Here is a 16,646-nt window from a genome sequence, read left to right on the forward strand (position 1 = left end):
GATTACGATTTTTGCAAATAATGCACGAGCGCTGTTAGACCGAGTTCATAGCTGTGTGAACCAAAGCCTGCGATCTGTCCGACCGCAATCGCAGCAATAACAGAGACATGTCGAAACGCTTCCCGCTTGTGGATGTTAGACATGTGCACCTCGATAACAGGCAGCCCGATGGTGCTGAGAGCATCACGCAGCGCATAGCTGTAGTGCGTCCATGCGCCAGGATTAATGACGATACCGTCTACCTTGCCATATACGCTATGTATTCGATCAATCATTTCACCCTCGTGATTCGTTTGAAAAAAAGACACTTCTACGCCTAACTCCTCAGCTTTTGCAAGCAGGTTTGCTTCGATCGTCGCAAGTGTATCGCTTCCGTAAACGCCAGGCTCACGAATACCAAGCATGTTTAGGTTCGGTCCGTTTAAAACCATAATTTTGTGCATGAATGCACCTCCCAAGCAACCGAATCCATTATAGGTTCAAAGATCATTAGCCATTTTACCACAAATGCCCGCCGCTTGAGAAGCAGAACTCATGACAGTACTTTAATTGGTTCTCTGGAAGCCTCATCCGTGAACTCGAATGCGATCGAATAGCCGATAAATACACCCCATAACAAAAACACGCACAGCTCCGTAAACAGTGTATTCCAGCCCGCTTTCGTTACCGGCTGCATCAGGCCCATTAAAGGTCCGACGGCAGCGAACAGAATGGCCCACCATACTGCTCCGTACACCACGCCAGGCCATGGACCTCGCAATCGTCCCAGTATTACTTTGTAGAGCAGTGCCGCAATAATAGAGAAGATGACAAAAAAACCGATGCCAAGCACCTCTCCCCATCCCGTTTTTAGAAAAGCAGCCTTAAAGAAAGGGTCAGCGGCAAAGCCGGGCAGCACACTCGTAAATTTCATTTCGTAGAACATCCAACGGATAATTCCCCAAATCAGGCCTGCAAAAAAACCTATCTTAGTGGAGAAAAGCCACGGGTTCGTATGATGATCCTCATAGTCGGATTTCTTGTTTTGTTTTGCCATGCGGACAGCCTCCATTCAGAACTACTTTTTTGTCATGCTTAGTATGTCAAAGAAAAGCAATCCGTAACCACGCCCAGCTAACTGCTGGCATAACAAGCACGGATGGTAACGTTGGCAATTGGACTATAGATCAAGTACAATAGACTTACAAAGTTAAAGGTACAAACGTCGGATAAACCAAGACGATATTCCAATCAAGGAAGGTGACAAGCACTTGCCGCAAGACTCCCGAAGCATATATGGTGGACAAGCGGTTATTGAAGGCGTAATGTTTGCTGGCAAACACGTTAACGTAACTGCGGTTCGACGCAAGAATGATGAAATTGTTTTTTATGAGGTACCACGTACTAGCAAGCGCTGGGTTCAAGCCCTGAAGAAAATTCCGCTCGTTCGAGGAGTAGTAGGCATACTTGAGTCTAGTGCCAAAGGCTCCCAGCACTTAAATTTTTCAATGGAAGCCTATGCCGAAGATGAAGCTGGCGAGGAGCAAGACCCCGTCAAAGCTGAACAGGCTGCCAAATTAAAAGAAGAGAAAAAATCAGGCTGGAGCCTCAGCATGCTAGTAGGCGTTGCGGTTGCAGGTGTATTATCGTTTGTTTTCGGAAAGCTCATCTTTACAGCCGCGCCGGCTGCTCTCGAAGAATTATTGTTCTCCGGGGTATTTGAAAACAAAGTCGGTCATAATTTATTAGAAGGACTTATCAAAATCATATTGCTGCTCGCTTATTTATATTTTATCTCCATGACACCGTTGATTAAGCGGCTGTTCCAATATCATGGTGCTGAGCACAAGGTGATAAGCGCTTATGAAGCTGGCGAGGACCTTACGGTACGCAATGTTCAAAAGTACAGCCGGTTGCATTACCGTTGCGGCTCCAGCTTTATCGTATTTACCGTAATCGTCGGCGTCGTAATCTACTCGCTTCCTTTCTTTACATGGGATTCCATCTGGGAACGGGTGTATATCCGCATCTTGCTTCTTCCCGTTGTATTGGGCATTTCTTATGAGGTTCTGCGCTGGACAAACGCTCTGAGAGAAGTTCCTGTGCTTCGTTATCTCGGTTTTCCAGGACTATGGCTTCAACTGCTCACAACTAAAGAACCGCGCGATGAACAGGTCGCTGTATCTATCGCATCGTTCAATCGCATGCTAGAGCTCGATCGCCAGATGAAATAAAGACAGAAAATCAGAATGATATAGAAAGGCGGTATTACCATGAGCAGAACACCAAGCAAATGGAATGTATGGTCAATTACATTATTGGCATTGCTGGCGATTGGTCTCGTATACAGTATCATTCGAAGCCCGCTCGCATTTATTATTCCAATTGCGGTCCTTGGCGGTATATTCCTGCTATATAAATATCCGCCTTCCTTCATAACGGGCAACCGCTCGCAGCAAGGTCGGACCCATGTGACTCAAAGCCGCACAACCGCTTCCAAAGTCAAGGCCAAAAAACCTCGCTCCAAAACCGTGCCGTTTCGAGTCATTGAAGGCGGCAAGGAAGATGACGATCTCCCTAAATATCACTAAATGAAACAAAAAGAAGGTCAGCGGCAAATTGCCGCTGACCTTCTTTTTGTTGTTTCCATACGCCCCTTATGTATTACTCACTGTCCATATCAGCCCGAACGGCACGAAGCTCGTCCATTCTTTGAGAGTCGCGACGGAAATATTCGACCAGCGTTTCAATACAAGTAATGGAATCCCAGCTCAGATGATGTTCAATTCCTTCAACATCCTGATAAATATTTTCGTCTTGTACGCCAATGGTCGTTAAGAACGATTCCAGCAATTGATGGCGGTCAACTAATCTTTTCCCCATTTTCTTGCCTTTATTGGTCAGGACAAGCCCGCGATACTTCTCGTAGATCAAATAATTATCTTTGTCCAGCTTTTGAATCATTTTGGTGACGGAGGAGGGATGTACTTCCAACCCTTCTGCGATGTCCGAGACTCGCGCATATCCTTTTTCATCAATGAGCTTATAAATTCTTTCCAAGTAGTCTTCCATGCTCGGTGTCGGCACTGAAGAACCCCCTAACCATACTTCTTCACCTTGTTTCACAGGCGTTACTCTATGTATCATACACTGTTCGCTGCGTTCACTGCAACCTGTTCTCATTCCTGTACCGGTTTGCATGTTGTATGCAGCGCTTGAACTTACCAGTTTGAGAACCCCTTATTCTCCACACAATAAAGTGCAATTGTAATTGATTGATCAACAGGAGGAATGACTGATGAGCACTGTGACCATTGATCGTCCGAAAGCGGACCGCTCCACCCTGTCCTTCGTTCCCGAGCTTGTTTATTTTGAACCATCCGCGCTGGATTATCCAAAAGGAAAGCGCATTTTCGAATGGGTAAAGAAGGAAGGCATCCCCTACCGAATGACCACCTCGCATAACCGCATCACGAATCTGCCAGGCGACACTGAACTTGAGCAATACAAAATTGCCAAGCGCACGCTCGTTGTCGGCATTCGTAAAACCTTAAAATTTGATACCTCCAAGCCGTCAGCAGAATACGCCATTCCAATCGCTACCGGATGCATGGCACACTGCCATTATTGTTATTTGCAAACAACCCTAGGAGCTAAGCCTTACATTCGAGTTTACGTTAATATGGATGATATTTTGGAAGCCGCTCAAGGCTACATTGACGAAAGAAAACCCGAAATCACCCGCTTCGAGGCAGCTTGTACTTCCGATCCTGTCGGGCTTGAGCCGATCTCGGGAAGCCTGCGGGAACTCATTGAATTTTTTGGGAAACAGGAGCTTGGCCGACTGCGCTTTGTGACCAAATTTCATCATGTCGATTCGTTTCTTGATGCGGAGCATAATGGGCACACAAGAATCCGTTTCAGCGTCAACAGTAAATATGTGATCAAGCACTTTGAGCCTGCCACATCTAAATTCGAGCAACGCATCGAGGCGGCCGCCAAGGTGGCAAGAGCGGGTTTTCCCATGGGCTTCATCATAGCCCCAATTATATGGCATGAAGGCTGGGAGGAAGGCTATGGCGAGCTCATTTCATCACTTGCAGCAGCACTCCCTGCCGACGTAATCAAAGATTTGACCTTTGAGTTGATCCAGCATCGTTTTACGAAGACCGCAAAATCCGTCATTGAAAAGCGTTATCCAAAGACAAAGCTTGAAATGGACATCCAGAAACGCAAATACAAATGGGGCCGATGGGGACAAGGGAAATATGTTTATCCCGATGAACAAGCAAATGCGCTCCGCATGTTTATATCGGAGCGCATTTTCGAACATTTTCCAGAAGCAAAAATCGAATATTTCACTTAATCCTGCCGTACTGCTTTAGAAAGCAAGCCATTCCGGAGTAATCATATTGAGCCAGATGGTTATTTTTGTCATTTGGTCAGTGAATAACAATACGCCCATTAAAATCATAACGGCTCCGCCGATCTTCATGACGGAAGAAGAATATTTCAATATCCATCTTGCAGTACCAAGGAAAAAGGCAAGTACAAAAAAAGGAATAGCAAATCCAAGAGCATAAGCCGATGTCAACTGAAACCAAGTGCCCGGTTCAGTCGCAGCCAAGCCTAGAATCGCAGTTAACGCTGGCCCCATGCATGGCGTCCAACCAGCCGAGAAGCCGATTCCGAATATGAAAGAACTGAGATAGCTTGCTTTCTTCGGAATCAGGTTCATTCTTCTTTCCTTCATCAGCAGCTGGGGTTGGAACAATCCGATCAGAAAAAGACCCATCAGAATGATTAAAATGGCTGAAAGCTGTCTAATCAACTGCCGGTATTCACTGAAAAATTCAGCAAATACGTTCGTACCGTAGCCTAACGCATAATAAACGGTACAAAATCCTAAAATAAAAAACAGCGTATGCGACATCGTTCGCATACGTTTTTGTTTGGCATTCGTATTTTCCTTGAGATCCGCTACCGATATGCCCGTTATGTAGGATAAATAGGAAGGATATAGCGGTAAACAGCAAGGAGAAATAAACGATGCAAAACCGGCGCCAAGAGCGAGCCAAATGTTAATATCCGACAACTATCCCCACTCCAATCCCAATCAACTTCCTGTGCGTACACCGCGCTTAAATACTAACAGCATCAGCAGAACAGCTATGAGCAGCAATACGATGGTACCGCCCGGCGCAAGATTCCACACGCCCGCGATCAGCAACCCGGCAATAACGGCCAGTTCTCCGATAATGACAACGGTAATGACGCTCTGGCGGAAACTGCGGGCAATAATCAAGCTGCAAGCAGCAGGTATCGTAAGCAACGCCGACACTAGCAGTGCGCCGACAATTTTAATAGATACGCTAATAATCAGTGCAGTAAGCACGCTTATCATAACATTATAAAATTTTACGGGCAAGCCGCTGACTGCCGCTGCATCCTCGTCAAACGTAATTAAGAATAGCTCCTTTACTTGCAGCCAAATGGCTAACAGCACAATAATGGTTACTCCGCCGATGACATATAGATCCGTATCGTTAAGGGTGTAGATGCTTCCGAACAGATAGCTGTTTACATTGCTGTTAAAGCCCTTCCCCATCGTAAATAAAAGCGAGGCAAGCGCAACGCCACCCGACATGATAATCGCGATGGACAACTCAGCGTACGATTTGTACGCTTTGCGGAGCTTCTCAATTGCAAAGGACGCTGCAATGGCAAACAGCAAGCCAACTGCGATCGGGTAAACCCCGATTAAAAAACCAAGCGCAACACCGGCAATGGAGACATGGGATAACGTATCTCCAATCATGGATAACCGGCGAAGCACAAGAAATAAGCCCATTAGCGGAGCGGTTACGCCGATAAGCAAACCGCCAATCAGGGCCCGTTGAAAAAATTCGCTAGTTACGATCTCCAATCAAAACAACCTCTTTCCTGCTTTCCATTTGCTCCCTTAGCCCTTTCAAGCTGTGGGCCAAGTCATTTTCTACGCAATCCTGCGTTTCATGCGAGTGCTTGATATGAAACTTCAGCTTCCCGTTCCCTGCTGCAGGCTCTTGTCCAAGATAAGAGCGAATCATATCCAGATCGTGTGACACCATTAAAAACGTAATATTATGATGCTGATGCATATGTTTGATCATATGAAAAAAGCTTTCCTGCGTCTCCGTGTCGATCCCGACTGTCGGCTCATCCAAAATAAGCAGCGAAGGGTTGTTTATCAACGCTCTTGCCAGAAAGACACGCTGCTGCTGACCGCCGGACAGCTGCCCGATTCGCTTGTCCTTCAGATCATCGATACCCATCGCATGAAGCGCATCCTCGCATTTCTTATGGTCCGCTTTATTCATTTTCTTAAACAGCTTGTTACGTCCGTATAATCCGGACAATACCACTTCCCTAACCGTAGCAGGAAACAGGGGGTTCAGCGAATTTTTTTGCGGAACGTATCCGATGCGCTCCCATTGCTTAAAGCGGTCTACTTTCTCGCCGAACAAACGGATCGTTCCGCTCGTAGGCTTCAACAAGCCAACAATCATTCGCAGCAGTGTCGTTTTCCCTGCTCCATTCGTTCCGATCAAGCCAATAAAGTCCCGTTCCTTCACCGCAAAGCTGAGATTCGAAATAACAGTTTGCTGTTGAAAAGAAAAAGAGACATCCTCCAAGGAGATAACCTCTTGGTGGCAGCTAGCGTCGGCATTCGTTATTCGATTTGATTGTGCCATCATTTCTCTCCTCACAGCAATACGGAGCTGCATCTATCAGCTCCGCCAGTTTGCCTTTTGTTCTATTGTAATGCTTGCACAAGATTTTGCAAGTTCCGCTCCATTAAGCTTAAGTAAGTCTCGCCTTCTTTTTCCTGTGATGGCGTCAATCCTTCAAGCGGATTAAGTACCATCGTCTCTACGTCTGCTTCGCTCGCAAGCGTCTTAGCCAATTGGTCGGAGACCAGCTCTTCGAAGAAAATATATTTGACTCCATTGGCTTTCACATATTTTGCGATATTCAATAAATCTTGAGCACGCGGCTCTGCATCTGGGCTAAGTCCCATGATCGAGATTTGCTTCAGTCCATAATCGCGAGCGAGATATCCGAAAGCTTGATGGGAAGTTACAATATTTTTATTCGTCGTTTGGGATAGCTTGGCCGTATAGTCTGCATCTATCGCCTCTATTTTCAATTTTAAAGCTTCATAGTTTTTCTCGTAATCTGCCTGATTGGCACTATCCACTTCAATTAGGCTGTTTTTAACATTTTCAGCTAACTTCAATGCGGATTTTGGGCTGACCCATGTATGCGGGTCCAACCCACCGTGGTCATGGTCATGTGCTTCCTCATCAGCATGTTCATCTTCATGCTCATGATCGTCTGCATGCTCATCCTCGTGCTCATCTTCCGTACCTTCGATCAAGGCAATGCCATCACTGATTTCTTTTGTGATGACCGTGCTGTCCTTCGACAACCCTTTTAGAAAACCATCTACCCAGCCTTCAAGCCCTGCGCCATGATATAGGAACAACTGTGCTTTGGAAGCTGTATCCAAGTCACGGCTCTTCGGTGTCCAGTCATGCGGTTCAACGCCCGCAGCAACAAGATTAACAGCCTTAACATGCTCGCCGCCTATTTCAGAAGCAAGGAAATACAGAGGATAAAAGCTCGTCACTACGCTAACCTGTTGGTTAACCCCGTTACTGGATGGCTCCGCGCTATTGCTCGGGGATGCAGCATCATTCTTGTTATTTCCACAGGCTGCCGCAAATATGAGCATAGCGGTAAGCAGCAGACTGAGTGCGATCAAGCGTTTCGATGATTTCGAATCTTTCATTTTGAGTCTCTCCATTCTATCTGTTCTTTTTCGTAATCGTTATTATTACGTTTTGTATTATACGACTTAATGAAATAGGCTGTCAACCCTATTTAAAAGATTGAATACTCGACTCAAAAACCATACTCATCTGCAATTACTGGTATTGACAAAAATAAAGAAGATATAAAAAAGATGCCTCGGAAACGATTATCGCTTCCGAAGCATCTTAGTAAAACTATAACTTCAACATACGTTCCAATTATTTCACGACTGCTCCATTTGGCATATCATCTGGAACAGAAGCAAGGGTCAGTTGATCGCCATAGGTAGCTGCAAGAATCATCCCCTGCGACAACTCACCGCGCAGCTTGACTGGTTTGAGGTTCGTCACGCAAATGACCTTGCGTCCTAGCATTTGCTCTGGAGTATAGAACTTGGCTATGCCGGATACGACCTGACGCTGCTCGTATCCGAGATCCAGTTGCAGCTTCAGCAGCTTGTCGGCTTTGTTTACCGGCTCAGCCGCAATTACCTGTGCCACGCGCAGCTCAACTTTCGCAAATTCATCGATTCCAATCTCTGCTTTTGTCTCCACAGGCGCTTGCTGAGAAGCATTCCCCTCAGTGGTCACAGCCGCGGCAGCCTCCTGCTGAGCCTGCTCCGGCTTCACGCCGCCGCTCATCGATGCAGCAATGAAGGCAGCTTCCTCTGCGGTATCGAGACGCGGGAACAATGGCGAGTCCTTGCTTACTTTGGTGCCGCCTAGTAGCGAACCGAATTTTTTCGTGCTCTCCCACGAGGTCAGCTCCCCCGGTTCAATACCGAGCTGCTTCCACATTTCACGCGGAGAATGAGTCAGGAACGGCTGCAGCAGAATCGAAACAATGCGTAGTGATTCTGCCAGATGATGCATGACGGAAGCGAGCTCCGCTTTTTTATCCTCATCCTTCGCTAATGCCCAAGGCTGTGTTTCATCAATATATTTATTGGTCCGGCTGACGAACTGCCATATCGAGGCGAGCGCAACCGAAAACTCCATGTTCTCAAGAGCTGCCTCCACCTGCGTAATCGTTTCACCTGCAAGCTTCTGCAGCGATTCGTCGAACGCCGTCACCGTACCGGCAAACGACGGAATTTCGCCGTCAAAATATTTGTCGATCATGGCGATAGTCCGGTTCAATAGGTTGCCCAGGTCATTGGCAAGATCAAAATTGATTCGCTCGATGAAGTTCTCTGGCGTAAACGCTCCGTCTGCTCCAAAAGGCACCTCTCTGAGCAGATAATAACGAAGAGCATCCAGGCCGTAACGATCAATCAATACGACCGGATCAACGACTGTTCCTTTTGATTTAGACATCTTGCCTTCCTTCGTCAATAGCCAGCCATGTGCGAATACTTTCTTCGGAAGCGGCAGATCCAGCGCCATCAGCATGATCGGCCAATAAATCGTATGGAACCTTACAATTTCCTTGCCCACCAGATGAACGTCAGCTGGCCAGAAATCTTGGAATTTTTTATCGTCTCCTTCGTTTCCGTAACCAAGCGCCGTAATATAATTGGACAAAGCGTCAATCCATACATAAATGACATGCTTCGGATCGCCGGGAACCTTAATGCCCCAGTCGAACGTTGTCCGGGATACGGCCAGGTCTTCCAACCCAGGCTTTATGAAATTGTTGATCATTTCGTTCTTGCGTGATTCCGGCTGAATGAAATCAGGATGGTCTTCGTAATATTGCAGCAAGCGGTCCGCATATTTGCTCATGCGGAAGAAGTAGCTTTCTTCCTTCACAAGCTCAACTGGGCGTCCGCAATCCGGACACTTGCCGTCGACAAGCTGACGTTCCAGGAAAAAGGATTCACAAGGCGTACAGTACCAGCCCTCATAGCTGCCTTTGTAAATATCGTCCTGCTCCATCAACTGTGCGAAAATTTTCTCAACAACACGCTTATGGCGATCCTCAGTCGTACGAATGAAATCATCATTGGATACTTCCAGCTTCGCCCATAATTCCTTGATGCCCACAACGATATCATCAATAAATTGCTGAGGCGTTTGATCCTTTTCCTTCGCTCTGCGTTCGATTTTCTGCCCATGCTCGTCCGTTCCCGTCAAATACCATACATCATAGCCGCGAAGCCGCTTGTAGCGCGCCATAGCATCGCCCGCCACCGTTGTATACGCATGGCCGATATGGAGCTTGTCGCTTGGATAATAAATAGGCGTTGTAATATAAAACGTTTTTTTGCTTGTCATTTTAACTCCCCCTATTTCCAATTTTTAAAAATATAAGAATTTATAAGTTTGTTAGCTTATAAAGGGCTTATATTTCACCGTCAAAGCTACTTCAGCGTCTAAGGACGCCGAAGGCGTTTTTGCTTGATTAAAAAAACGCAAAAAACTCCCGTCCATCATGGGACGAGAGTTTGAACTCACGCGGTACCACCCAAATTTCAATCGCGAAAAAGCCGGATTCAGCCGACTCTTCGAGAGAGCTTCGTGTGCCGCCTTTATGGCGGCTGTGCTGTTAACGCCAGCTTCGCGTCATTCCCTTACCTGGCCCCATTCATGCTGCCAAAGCTCGAAAACAAATCCTCCCGGACCATTTTCCAATCGTATCCTTTACCGGCTTGCACCCTGTTTCCCGGCTCTCTGCGAAAGGCATCCCATTGTACTTATCCGTTCCTCGGATATATGGAGAAATCTAGAAATCATTTTACCCTTTAATAATCAAAATATACCCAAATGAAGCCGCTTCTGTCAAGGTTCTTCTGTCTTGCTGCCAGAAACCGGCGGAACAGGATCATAACCGCCAGCGTTAAATGGGTGACAGCGCGCAATCCGTTTAGCTGCAAGCCACGAGCCTTTCGCTGCGCCATGCTTCTCGATCGCTTCAAGCGCATACATCGAGCATGTCGGGTAAAATCGGCAGGAAGGCGGCAGCAATGGCGAGATTACCTTTCGATAAAAATGAATCGGCGCCTGAGTCGCTCTTCGCATGACTCTTTTTTGTGACATTAGCCCTCGCTTGCTGCTGGCTCGTCCTGCACACATTCCTTGCAGTAGCCGAACACCTCAAATTTGTGCTTTACTACTTTGAAATCATCAGGCACCGCGGTTTGCTCCATCGGACAGAAAGTGATCGGATAAGTCATTCCGCATTGCAAGCAAATCATGTGGTGATGGTGATCATTCTCCCTGCAGTGCAGCTTGAACTTGCCGCCGTCTTCAAAGATGACTTGCTCAAGCACGCCAAGCTCTTCCATCACGCGTAAATTCCGGTAAACGGTGTCGAAACTTAGTCCCGTATACGACCTTCCCATATATTCATAGACTTCCTTGGGAGCGAGGTATCCCTGTGTCTCCGAGAACAGCTTAGCAAGCGTCTTCCGCTGATCTGTAATCCGCAAGCCTTGACTGGACATGCGTCGTATGATGTCTTCCATTGTGTGCATATGTCGAACCTCCGAACGAATAGTTGTCTATCTCCATAATGACGAAAAAAAAAGCTCTCGTCAATGAGAGCCGCTTAACCATTTAATTTCATGTTGATCATGAAACTGGCCGACATGGCCAAGAACAATACAATACTAAGAATACCGATAAGCTTGCGCCTAGTATTCAGACGCTGAATGAGCGCAGAATCGCTCGTTTGGCGTTTCGTTTCTGAATACGAACGGTGCACGAACATATAAGTAATTACGGAAACCACAAACAGCATGTTCACGAAAAACCATATGATTGTCCAGGTCAAACTAATAACCTCCGGTTGTGGTCAGCTATATACATGCTATAGATACCATTTGTTTAATATATACATAAAGACGACGAAGCTGATGATAGCGCCTGCGAAGCTAAACCAGCCTGTACGAAATTTCTGCTGAAACATCCGCAAGATTCCAAAACTAAGCAATCCGAAAATAAGCATGATAAAAACGATTCCAAGTATAAATAACGAAGCAGAAACACTGCTTACATCGACTAGTGACACCGAACACACTCCCTTTTTTGCTATTATGTATATGTTCACTAGACATTATAAGGGATTGGCGAGCCATTAGCCAGCTGCAATCCCTGTCGATTTCGTGACAATTATTACTTCGAAGTTTGCTGCGCGACCACATCATGCACCATCTCCGGTTACCAGCGCACAACCGTCTCATGAAACGTGCGGTTAGTTGGTCTTTTCTGCAGCTTCACCTGCAGCACGCCATCCTTTACAAGCGTCTTGCATACGCGCGGTTTGACCAGTTTCGGCAGCTTGATGATTTCTGGTTTGCCGCCAGGCAGGCCTTCTAGGCGCAGCCGATCCTCTCTGACGAATAAACGAAGCTGCTCCTTCTCAAAGCCAGTGGGCAGATTTATTTTCACATGCAGAAAGCCGCGCGTCTCCGAGAAGGTGGCTGAGCCGCCTCCAATCATGACGCCAGCTGCTTCAGGCAGCGCTTTAGTCATCATTTTCCTTACATATTGCTCTACCCAATCCGGTTCGCGAAGCAGCTCAAAGCCTTTAGGCATCTGCTGCCTCTCCATCCATTTCTCCATATCATCCCATTTGGATGCCACAAGCAAACACCGCCTTCCAGCACTCCTACCAGCATATGCGCCTAGTCACCCACAGGATACTTATGAAGGGGGAACCTCTGGGCGAATGCCGCATAAGATAGATTAAACTCAGCATTGCCAATCGAAAGAAAAGCACAAAAAGAAGGAGGATGCTTATGCCAGCTGTCGTCGGTTTTGTCAAAATAGTAAGTACTGGCTCCGGCTCCATTGTACAATTCGGTGATTCGCTCGAAGTATCGCCCAACAGCACTTCTAAAACGTATGCAGGATCAGGCTCTTTCTTGACGGGAAGCTTAACGAATTCCAACAACGCTGTCAGCGCTACAAACACCCTTGATCCGGATGTGCAGGACAGCTCGAATAATGAAGTGAATGCGATATGAATTTAACCATTCATCAACAAATTACGATTCATCAGCTTAGAGTAGACAGTGTATCCAACAGCTCTGTCTTGCAGGTGGGCAGTGCAGGATCAATTCGATCACTTTCCCAGCTGTACAACACAGGTGGGTTCACGGGTCCCGCTCCGCAACTAGGCGAAGACAATCCTATCTCCTTCGTCCCCCTGCCAAACCCAACCTAAGGGTGAGTCTGACCCTGCATCAAGAAGGAGGTGCTTTCTCATGCAGCAGCAAAATCCGCTTTCCCCTTGGCAAATGTGGTCACTCGATGTTCAACATAAGCTTAAAGAACAGCAAGAGCAGCTTGCAGCGCTTGAGGCAAAGGTCGCTGCTTTATGCGAGCAGGTAAAGCAGCTGGAAGCACGACCTACTTATAATATCGAAAGCATAGAATATCATTTTGACCAATTGAAGGTTGAGAAGCTGGATGGCACTTTGAACATTGGCATGACGACTCCCGGATTGGGTGATGACTTGGCACCAGGAAATATCGACCAAATGTCGGTGCCGAGTCAGCAATACTTCCCCTCCGCCGGACCATCCATACCTGCTCCGACCCCAGCTTACAATGATGTTTTTTCTGGAATGACCCGCTATTTGGAAACAGAAGCACCGCAAAGGCTGCAAGCCTATGAAGAGGAACTTTGTATTCCACTTGATCCCTTCCATAGAAGAATTATTATCGAGGACATTCGCAAGCAGGTGCCTACTCGTATCCAATATTATATGCAGCAACGAACTAAAGAAGGAACAGAACGGTCAGCAGCCTGCGATAATGCATCGTTTGTCGCTGACGTTCTTGCCAAAACAACAAGGGATGCCGACGCCGCGCTGCTTGCCTATATGCGCCAGCTGCAAACCGGCAAGCCCGCATCGGGAGGTATGACATAGATGCTTCATTTCAAGGTTATTAATCATCAGCTCTGCGTGGGCCAAATCGAAATACTAGGGGTATCCAGTGCTTCGATGCTGCAAGTAGGAGATACGGATATTGTTTCCTTATACGCCATGTTTGACACGCCTCCAGAGTCCGTTATCGTCGGCCCGATCGCCCCCTTCCCTTTGCCAGGCAATGCCACGGACGCAGAGGGGGAGTAATATTCGCCTATGGATTCTTATTATGATCAGCCCTTAGAAGGCTTTCCTATTCGAACAGCTTATGTAGGCTCTGTTTGCATTATCAGCGCTTCGCAGTCAGCTATTGTCCAATTCGGAGACCGAGCGGAAACCAATGCAAAGCTTCGTGCATTGGCACTTCAGCGGCAAGAGGACCATCTCACGGGGGGCGATGTTTTTTTTGAATCCTACGCGCTTTTTGAGCGCCCGCTGCCTGAATTCATTGATCCGGACTTTGATCAAGGCCAGGTTGTGCAGTTGCAACGAACAAACTGTTCCCCCAATATTGCAGTTGGGCATATTCAAGTCATTGCCTCAAGCTCGTCCGCAAGCATACTTGTAGGCAACGGTATGCGCTTGATTGGAGAATCACGCATTAAGCATATACGGCAGTACCCGCGTCCAAAACCGTTCCCTCCGGTCGGCTGTTAACACCGTCCATGGATGATGCATGCTGCCATATGTCATTCTATTGAATAAAAGAACATGCGCCTAAGGCGCTTCATATATGATTTCGTTTGCAAAAGGCCAATTGCAAGCTAATGAAAATAAAGCCCCCAATATGTCTTCGGGAGCTTTATTTTGGTTTCTTTCCTATCCCAAGTGAAAAACGTGTACAAGCCATAGACCAAGGACCGACAGCATAACAGAGCCGATGAGTCCCGCGAAAAAAGGCTTCTTGCCTAATCGTTTGAAAATTATAAAATCAACGCCAAGCCCCAGACCAGCCATCGCCATAGCTAGCAGCAAATAGGCAGCAGATAAAAGCTGTTCACCAATCGTGTTAGGAATGATCCCCGCTGTATGGATACCGCTCATGACAAGAAAACCTACAATGAACCATGGAATCGAAACATTTTTAAACCGGCTTCCTTCGACTCGCTTTTCGCTGCGCCGGTGCCATAGACCAATCAGGATTGCAACAGGAACGAGCATGGCTACACGCGACATTTTGACGATAACTGCCATATCAATTGCTTCCTGCCCGCCAGGCGCAGCAGCCGCAATGACATGGGCAACCTCATGCAAGGTTGCTCCAGCAAAGATGCCATAACCGGTATCGCTTAACTGGAGCACAGGATAGATAAACGTGTAGATGAGCGTGAAAATCGTGCCTAATATAGCTACTGTAGCCGCGCTTATCGCTGTCTCATGATCTTTGGCTTTCAGTTGGGGAGCTATTGCAACTACGGCTGCAGCACCACAAATGGCCGTGCCACAGGCGGTTAACAGAGCCAGTTTTTTGTCTATTTTCAGCCACTTCCCCAGCAAGTAAACAACTATAATCGTAAAACCAATATTGATCGCCGCAATTGCGAACACTTGGGGACCCGCATTTACAATATCCATCAAATTCAAGCGCATCCCTAGCAAAATAATGCCAAGTCGCAGCAGTCTTTTACTGGAGAACGCAATACCTACCGACGCATGGGCAGGTACGCCTACCAAAGCTTTAAAGCCCATCCCGAGCAAAATTGCCAGCACTAATGGACCCGTTACAGAAAAGAAAGGCAGTTCAGCGATACATTTGGCAGCGAAGGCAATCAGAGCCGTTATAGCTAAACCATACATAAACCCAGTACCTTGAAAGGACTGGACAGCTATTCTATTTTTGCTAATCATATTTTCCACTCCTACACTAGGATGACCTCAAGTTGTTGTCTATGTCTTTACTATAGAATCCATAGTTCGCAAAGTGAAATACCTATTCACTATCTATATGATTAGGTTTACTTATGATTGAGTTTGTAGAATCGTTTGATTTAGCATATTATTGGGTTATACAAGACAAACATGGATTTAATAATGAGGGGTAATTATGATCATTGAAGCATTGCGCGTCTTTGTCACCGTGACGGAGCAAAGCCATTTCTCCAGAGCTGCAGAGCTATTGAACATTTCGCAGCCAGGCGTCAGCTTGCACATCCGCAATTTGGAGAACGAGATTGGCGCTAAGCTTCTCCATCGCTCCCCCAAGCAGGTTCGCCTCACAGAGGCAGGACATATTCTCTATCAAAAGGCGAAACAGATTTTGCGTTTATATGTGGAGGCCAAGCAAGACGTTCAACTGCTGCAGGATCAAGTTACGGGTACTATTCACATAGGGGCCAGCTTCACCATTGGTGAATATGTACTGCCAAAGCAGCTCGCAGCGTTTGCAGCACAATATCCATTGGTAGCCATTGAAGTTACCATAGGAAACACAGAGGAAATTGTGCATGCCGTTCGGACAAATGAGCTGGATATTGGACTAATTGAAGGAGAAACCCATGCGGGTGATCTCCATATCACTCCCAACATGAAGGATGAAATGATCATCATAGCCCCAGCAGACCATCCTCTAACCAACCAACGCTTTATTAATGGCGAAATGTTGCAAAATCAAGTTTGGGTTCTTAGGGAAATCGGTTCAGGCACACGTGCCTATAGCGATCAATTTATCCAAGGTGCCAGCATAACACCTAAGCGGACTTACGTTTTCAACAGCAGCCAAAGCGTAAAGGAATCCGTTGTGGCTGGCCTAGGCATCGCCTTGCTTTCGAGATGGATCGTGCGTAAAGAGCTTGAACTCGGTGAATTAACGGAGCTTCGTCTTCGTACGGCTCGCTTAGAGCGCAGCTTCTCCATCATTCGCCACAAGGAAGAAAAGACGATGATGGCCGCTCAAATGTTTATTCAACGCCTATTAGCGGCAGAAAAATAACTCCCTATTAGTAAAAAAACTGTCAGGCTAAAACAACAAAAACAGCCGTATCCCGGCTGTTTT

At 46.8% G+C, this 16,646-nt stretch carries 23 protein-coding genes; 9 read left to right on the forward strand and 14 right to left on the reverse strand.

The features are described 5' to 3' along the window. Positions 1-2: 2 nt before the first annotated feature. Positions 3-443 carry a type II 3-dehydroquinate dehydratase gene (aroQ, locus tag E0496_RS32110; RefSeq protein WP_141506020.1) on the reverse strand — a complete coding sequence of 147 codons (441 nt, stop codon included), beginning with the start codon at positions 441-443 and terminating at the stop codon, positions 3-5. 89 nt (positions 444-532) lie between these two features. Continuing rightward, positions 533-1,036, reverse strand: a complete 504-nt coding sequence (locus E0496_RS32115; protein ID WP_141506021.1) for a YqhR family membrane protein — start codon at positions 1,034-1,036, stop codon at positions 533-535. 214 nt (positions 1,037-1,250) lie between these two features. On the opposite strand from E0496_RS32115, the gene E0496_RS32120 reads away from it, so the two are divergent. Both E0496_RS32120 and E0496_RS32125 read left to right on the forward strand, forming a co-directional pair. Further along, positions 1,251-2,213, forward strand: a complete 963-nt coding sequence (locus E0496_RS32120; RefSeq protein ID WP_141506022.1) for a DUF1385 domain-containing protein — start codon at positions 1,251-1,253, stop codon at positions 2,211-2,213. Positions 2,214-2,252: 39 nt separating this feature from the next. Then, the gene (locus tag E0496_RS32125) at positions 2,253-2,570 is read left to right on the forward strand and encodes a hypothetical protein (RefSeq protein WP_141506023.1); all 318 of its coding nucleotides are present in this window, start codon (positions 2,253-2,255) and stop codon (positions 2,568-2,570) included. Between the two features lie 73 nt (positions 2,571-2,643). Here E0496_RS32125 and mntR read toward each other — a convergent pair whose 3' ends face one another. Beyond that, on the reverse strand, positions 2,644-3,066 hold the full coding sequence (mntR, locus tag E0496_RS32130; protein WP_141506024.1) for a transcriptional regulator MntR: 423 nt from the start codon (positions 3,064-3,066) through the stop codon (positions 2,644-2,646). A gap of 211 nt (positions 3,067-3,277) precedes the next feature. On the opposite strand from mntR, the gene splB reads away from it, so the two are divergent. Further along, complete coding sequence (gene splB, locus E0496_RS32135) at positions 3,278-4,345, forward strand: spore photoproduct lyase (RefSeq protein WP_141506025.1); 1,068 nt, start codon at positions 3,278-3,280, stop codon at positions 4,343-4,345. A gap of 15 nt (positions 4,346-4,360) precedes the next feature. On the opposite strand, the gene E0496_RS32140 is transcribed toward splB, so the two are convergent. The 10 genes from E0496_RS32140 to E0496_RS32185 all read right to left on the reverse strand — a co-directional run bounded on the left by E0496_RS32140 (position 4,361) and on the right by E0496_RS32185 (position 12,362). Beyond that, entirely contained in the window at positions 4,361-5,074 is a 714-nt protein-coding gene (locus E0496_RS32140) for a cytochrome c biogenesis CcdA family protein (protein ID WP_141506026.1), read from the reverse strand. 21 nt (positions 5,075-5,095) lie between these two features. Next, on the reverse strand, positions 5,096-5,905 hold the full coding sequence (locus tag E0496_RS32145) for a metal ABC transporter permease (protein WP_141506027.1): 810 nt from the start codon (positions 5,903-5,905) through the stop codon (positions 5,096-5,098). Continuing rightward, positions 5,889-6,713, reverse strand: a complete 825-nt coding sequence (locus tag E0496_RS32150) for a metal ABC transporter ATP-binding protein (RefSeq protein WP_139994461.1) — start codon at positions 6,711-6,713, stop codon at positions 5,889-5,891. The genes E0496_RS32145 and E0496_RS32150 overlap by 17 nt, the downstream gene beginning before the upstream one ends. Before the next feature lie 62 nt (positions 6,714-6,775). Further along, positions 6,776-7,813: a metal ABC transporter solute-binding protein, Zn/Mn family gene (locus E0496_RS32155; RefSeq protein ID WP_241675068.1), complete on the reverse strand. Its 1,038-nt coding sequence runs from the start codon at positions 7,811-7,813 to the stop codon at positions 6,776-6,778. Between the two features lie 241 nt (positions 7,814-8,054). Continuing rightward, the gene (gene metG, locus E0496_RS32160; protein ID WP_141506029.1) at positions 8,055-10,052 is read right to left on the reverse strand and encodes a methionine--tRNA ligase; all 1,998 of its coding nucleotides are present in this window, start codon (positions 10,050-10,052) and stop codon (positions 8,055-8,057) included. Between the two features lie 504 nt (positions 10,053-10,556). Continuing rightward, entirely contained in the window at positions 10,557-10,814 is a 258-nt protein-coding gene (gene yidD / locus E0496_RS32165) for a membrane protein insertion efficiency factor YidD (RefSeq protein WP_141506030.1), read from the reverse strand. Next, on the reverse strand, positions 10,814-11,251 hold the full coding sequence (locus E0496_RS32170; RefSeq protein ID WP_141506031.1) for a Fur family transcriptional regulator: 438 nt from the start codon (positions 11,249-11,251) through the stop codon (positions 10,814-10,816). Before E0496_RS32170 ends, yidD begins: the two co-directional genes overlap by 1 nt. Positions 11,252-11,325: 74 nt before the next feature. Then, positions 11,326-11,550, reverse strand: coding sequence for a hypothetical protein (locus tag E0496_RS32175; protein ID WP_139994451.1), 225 nt, complete (start codon positions 11,548-11,550; stop codon positions 11,326-11,328). A gap of 36 nt (positions 11,551-11,586) precedes the next feature. Continuing rightward, a complete protein-coding gene (locus E0496_RS32180; RefSeq protein WP_141506032.1) occupies positions 11,587-11,787 on the reverse strand; it encodes a hypothetical protein in 201 nt (66 codons plus the stop codon). Positions 11,788-11,936: 149 nt separating this feature from the next. After that, a complete protein-coding gene (locus E0496_RS32185) occupies positions 11,937-12,362 on the reverse strand; it encodes an Hsp20/alpha crystallin family protein (protein WP_141506033.1) in 426 nt (141 codons plus the stop codon). 155 nt (positions 12,363-12,517) lie between these two features. Between E0496_RS32185 and E0496_RS32190 the strand changes: the two genes are divergently transcribed. From E0496_RS32190 to E0496_RS32210, 5 genes are read left to right on the forward strand one after another with little or no spacing between them, the layout of a single operon-like run. Further along, positions 12,518-12,745: a spore germination protein gene (locus tag E0496_RS32190; RefSeq protein WP_141506034.1), complete on the forward strand. Its 228-nt coding sequence runs from the start codon at positions 12,518-12,520 to the stop codon at positions 12,743-12,745. Continuing rightward, a complete protein-coding gene (locus E0496_RS32195) occupies positions 12,742-12,945 on the forward strand; it encodes a spore germination protein GerPB (protein WP_141506035.1) in 204 nt (67 codons plus the stop codon). The genes E0496_RS32190 and E0496_RS32195 overlap by 4 nt, the downstream gene beginning before the upstream one ends. A 40-nt stretch (positions 12,946-12,985) precedes the next feature. Then, positions 12,986-13,654 (forward strand): spore germination protein GerPC, encoded by a 669-nt coding sequence (gene gerPC, locus E0496_RS32200; RefSeq protein WP_141506036.1) that lies wholly within the window; start codon positions 12,986-12,988, stop codon positions 13,652-13,654. Continuing rightward, positions 13,655-13,861 carry a spore gernimation protein GerPD gene (locus tag E0496_RS32205; protein WP_141506037.1) on the forward strand — a complete coding sequence of 69 codons (207 nt, stop codon included), beginning with the start codon at positions 13,655-13,657 and terminating at the stop codon, positions 13,859-13,861. Between the two features lie 9 nt (positions 13,862-13,870). Next, positions 13,871-14,311 carry a spore germination protein GerPE gene (locus E0496_RS32210; protein ID WP_141506038.1) on the forward strand — a complete coding sequence of 147 codons (441 nt, stop codon included), beginning with the start codon at positions 13,871-13,873 and terminating at the stop codon, positions 14,309-14,311. A gap of 162 nt (positions 14,312-14,473) precedes the next feature. Here E0496_RS32210 and E0496_RS32215 read toward each other — a convergent pair whose 3' ends face one another. Then, a complete protein-coding gene (locus E0496_RS32215; RefSeq protein WP_141506039.1) occupies positions 14,474-15,502 on the reverse strand; it encodes a YeiH family protein in 1,029 nt (342 codons plus the stop codon). A gap of 196 nt (positions 15,503-15,698) precedes the next feature. Between E0496_RS32215 and E0496_RS32220 the strand changes: the two genes are divergently transcribed. Beyond that, positions 15,699-16,583 carry a LysR family transcriptional regulator gene (locus E0496_RS32220; RefSeq protein WP_141506040.1) on the forward strand — a complete coding sequence of 295 codons (885 nt, stop codon included), beginning with the start codon at positions 15,699-15,701 and terminating at the stop codon, positions 16,581-16,583. Positions 16,584-16,646: the final 63 nt, after the last annotated feature.

The organism is Paenibacillus luteus (assembly GCF_006542765.1).
Lineage (GTDB): Bacteria > Bacillota > Bacilli > Paenibacillales > Paenibacillaceae > Pristimantibacillus > Pristimantibacillus luteus.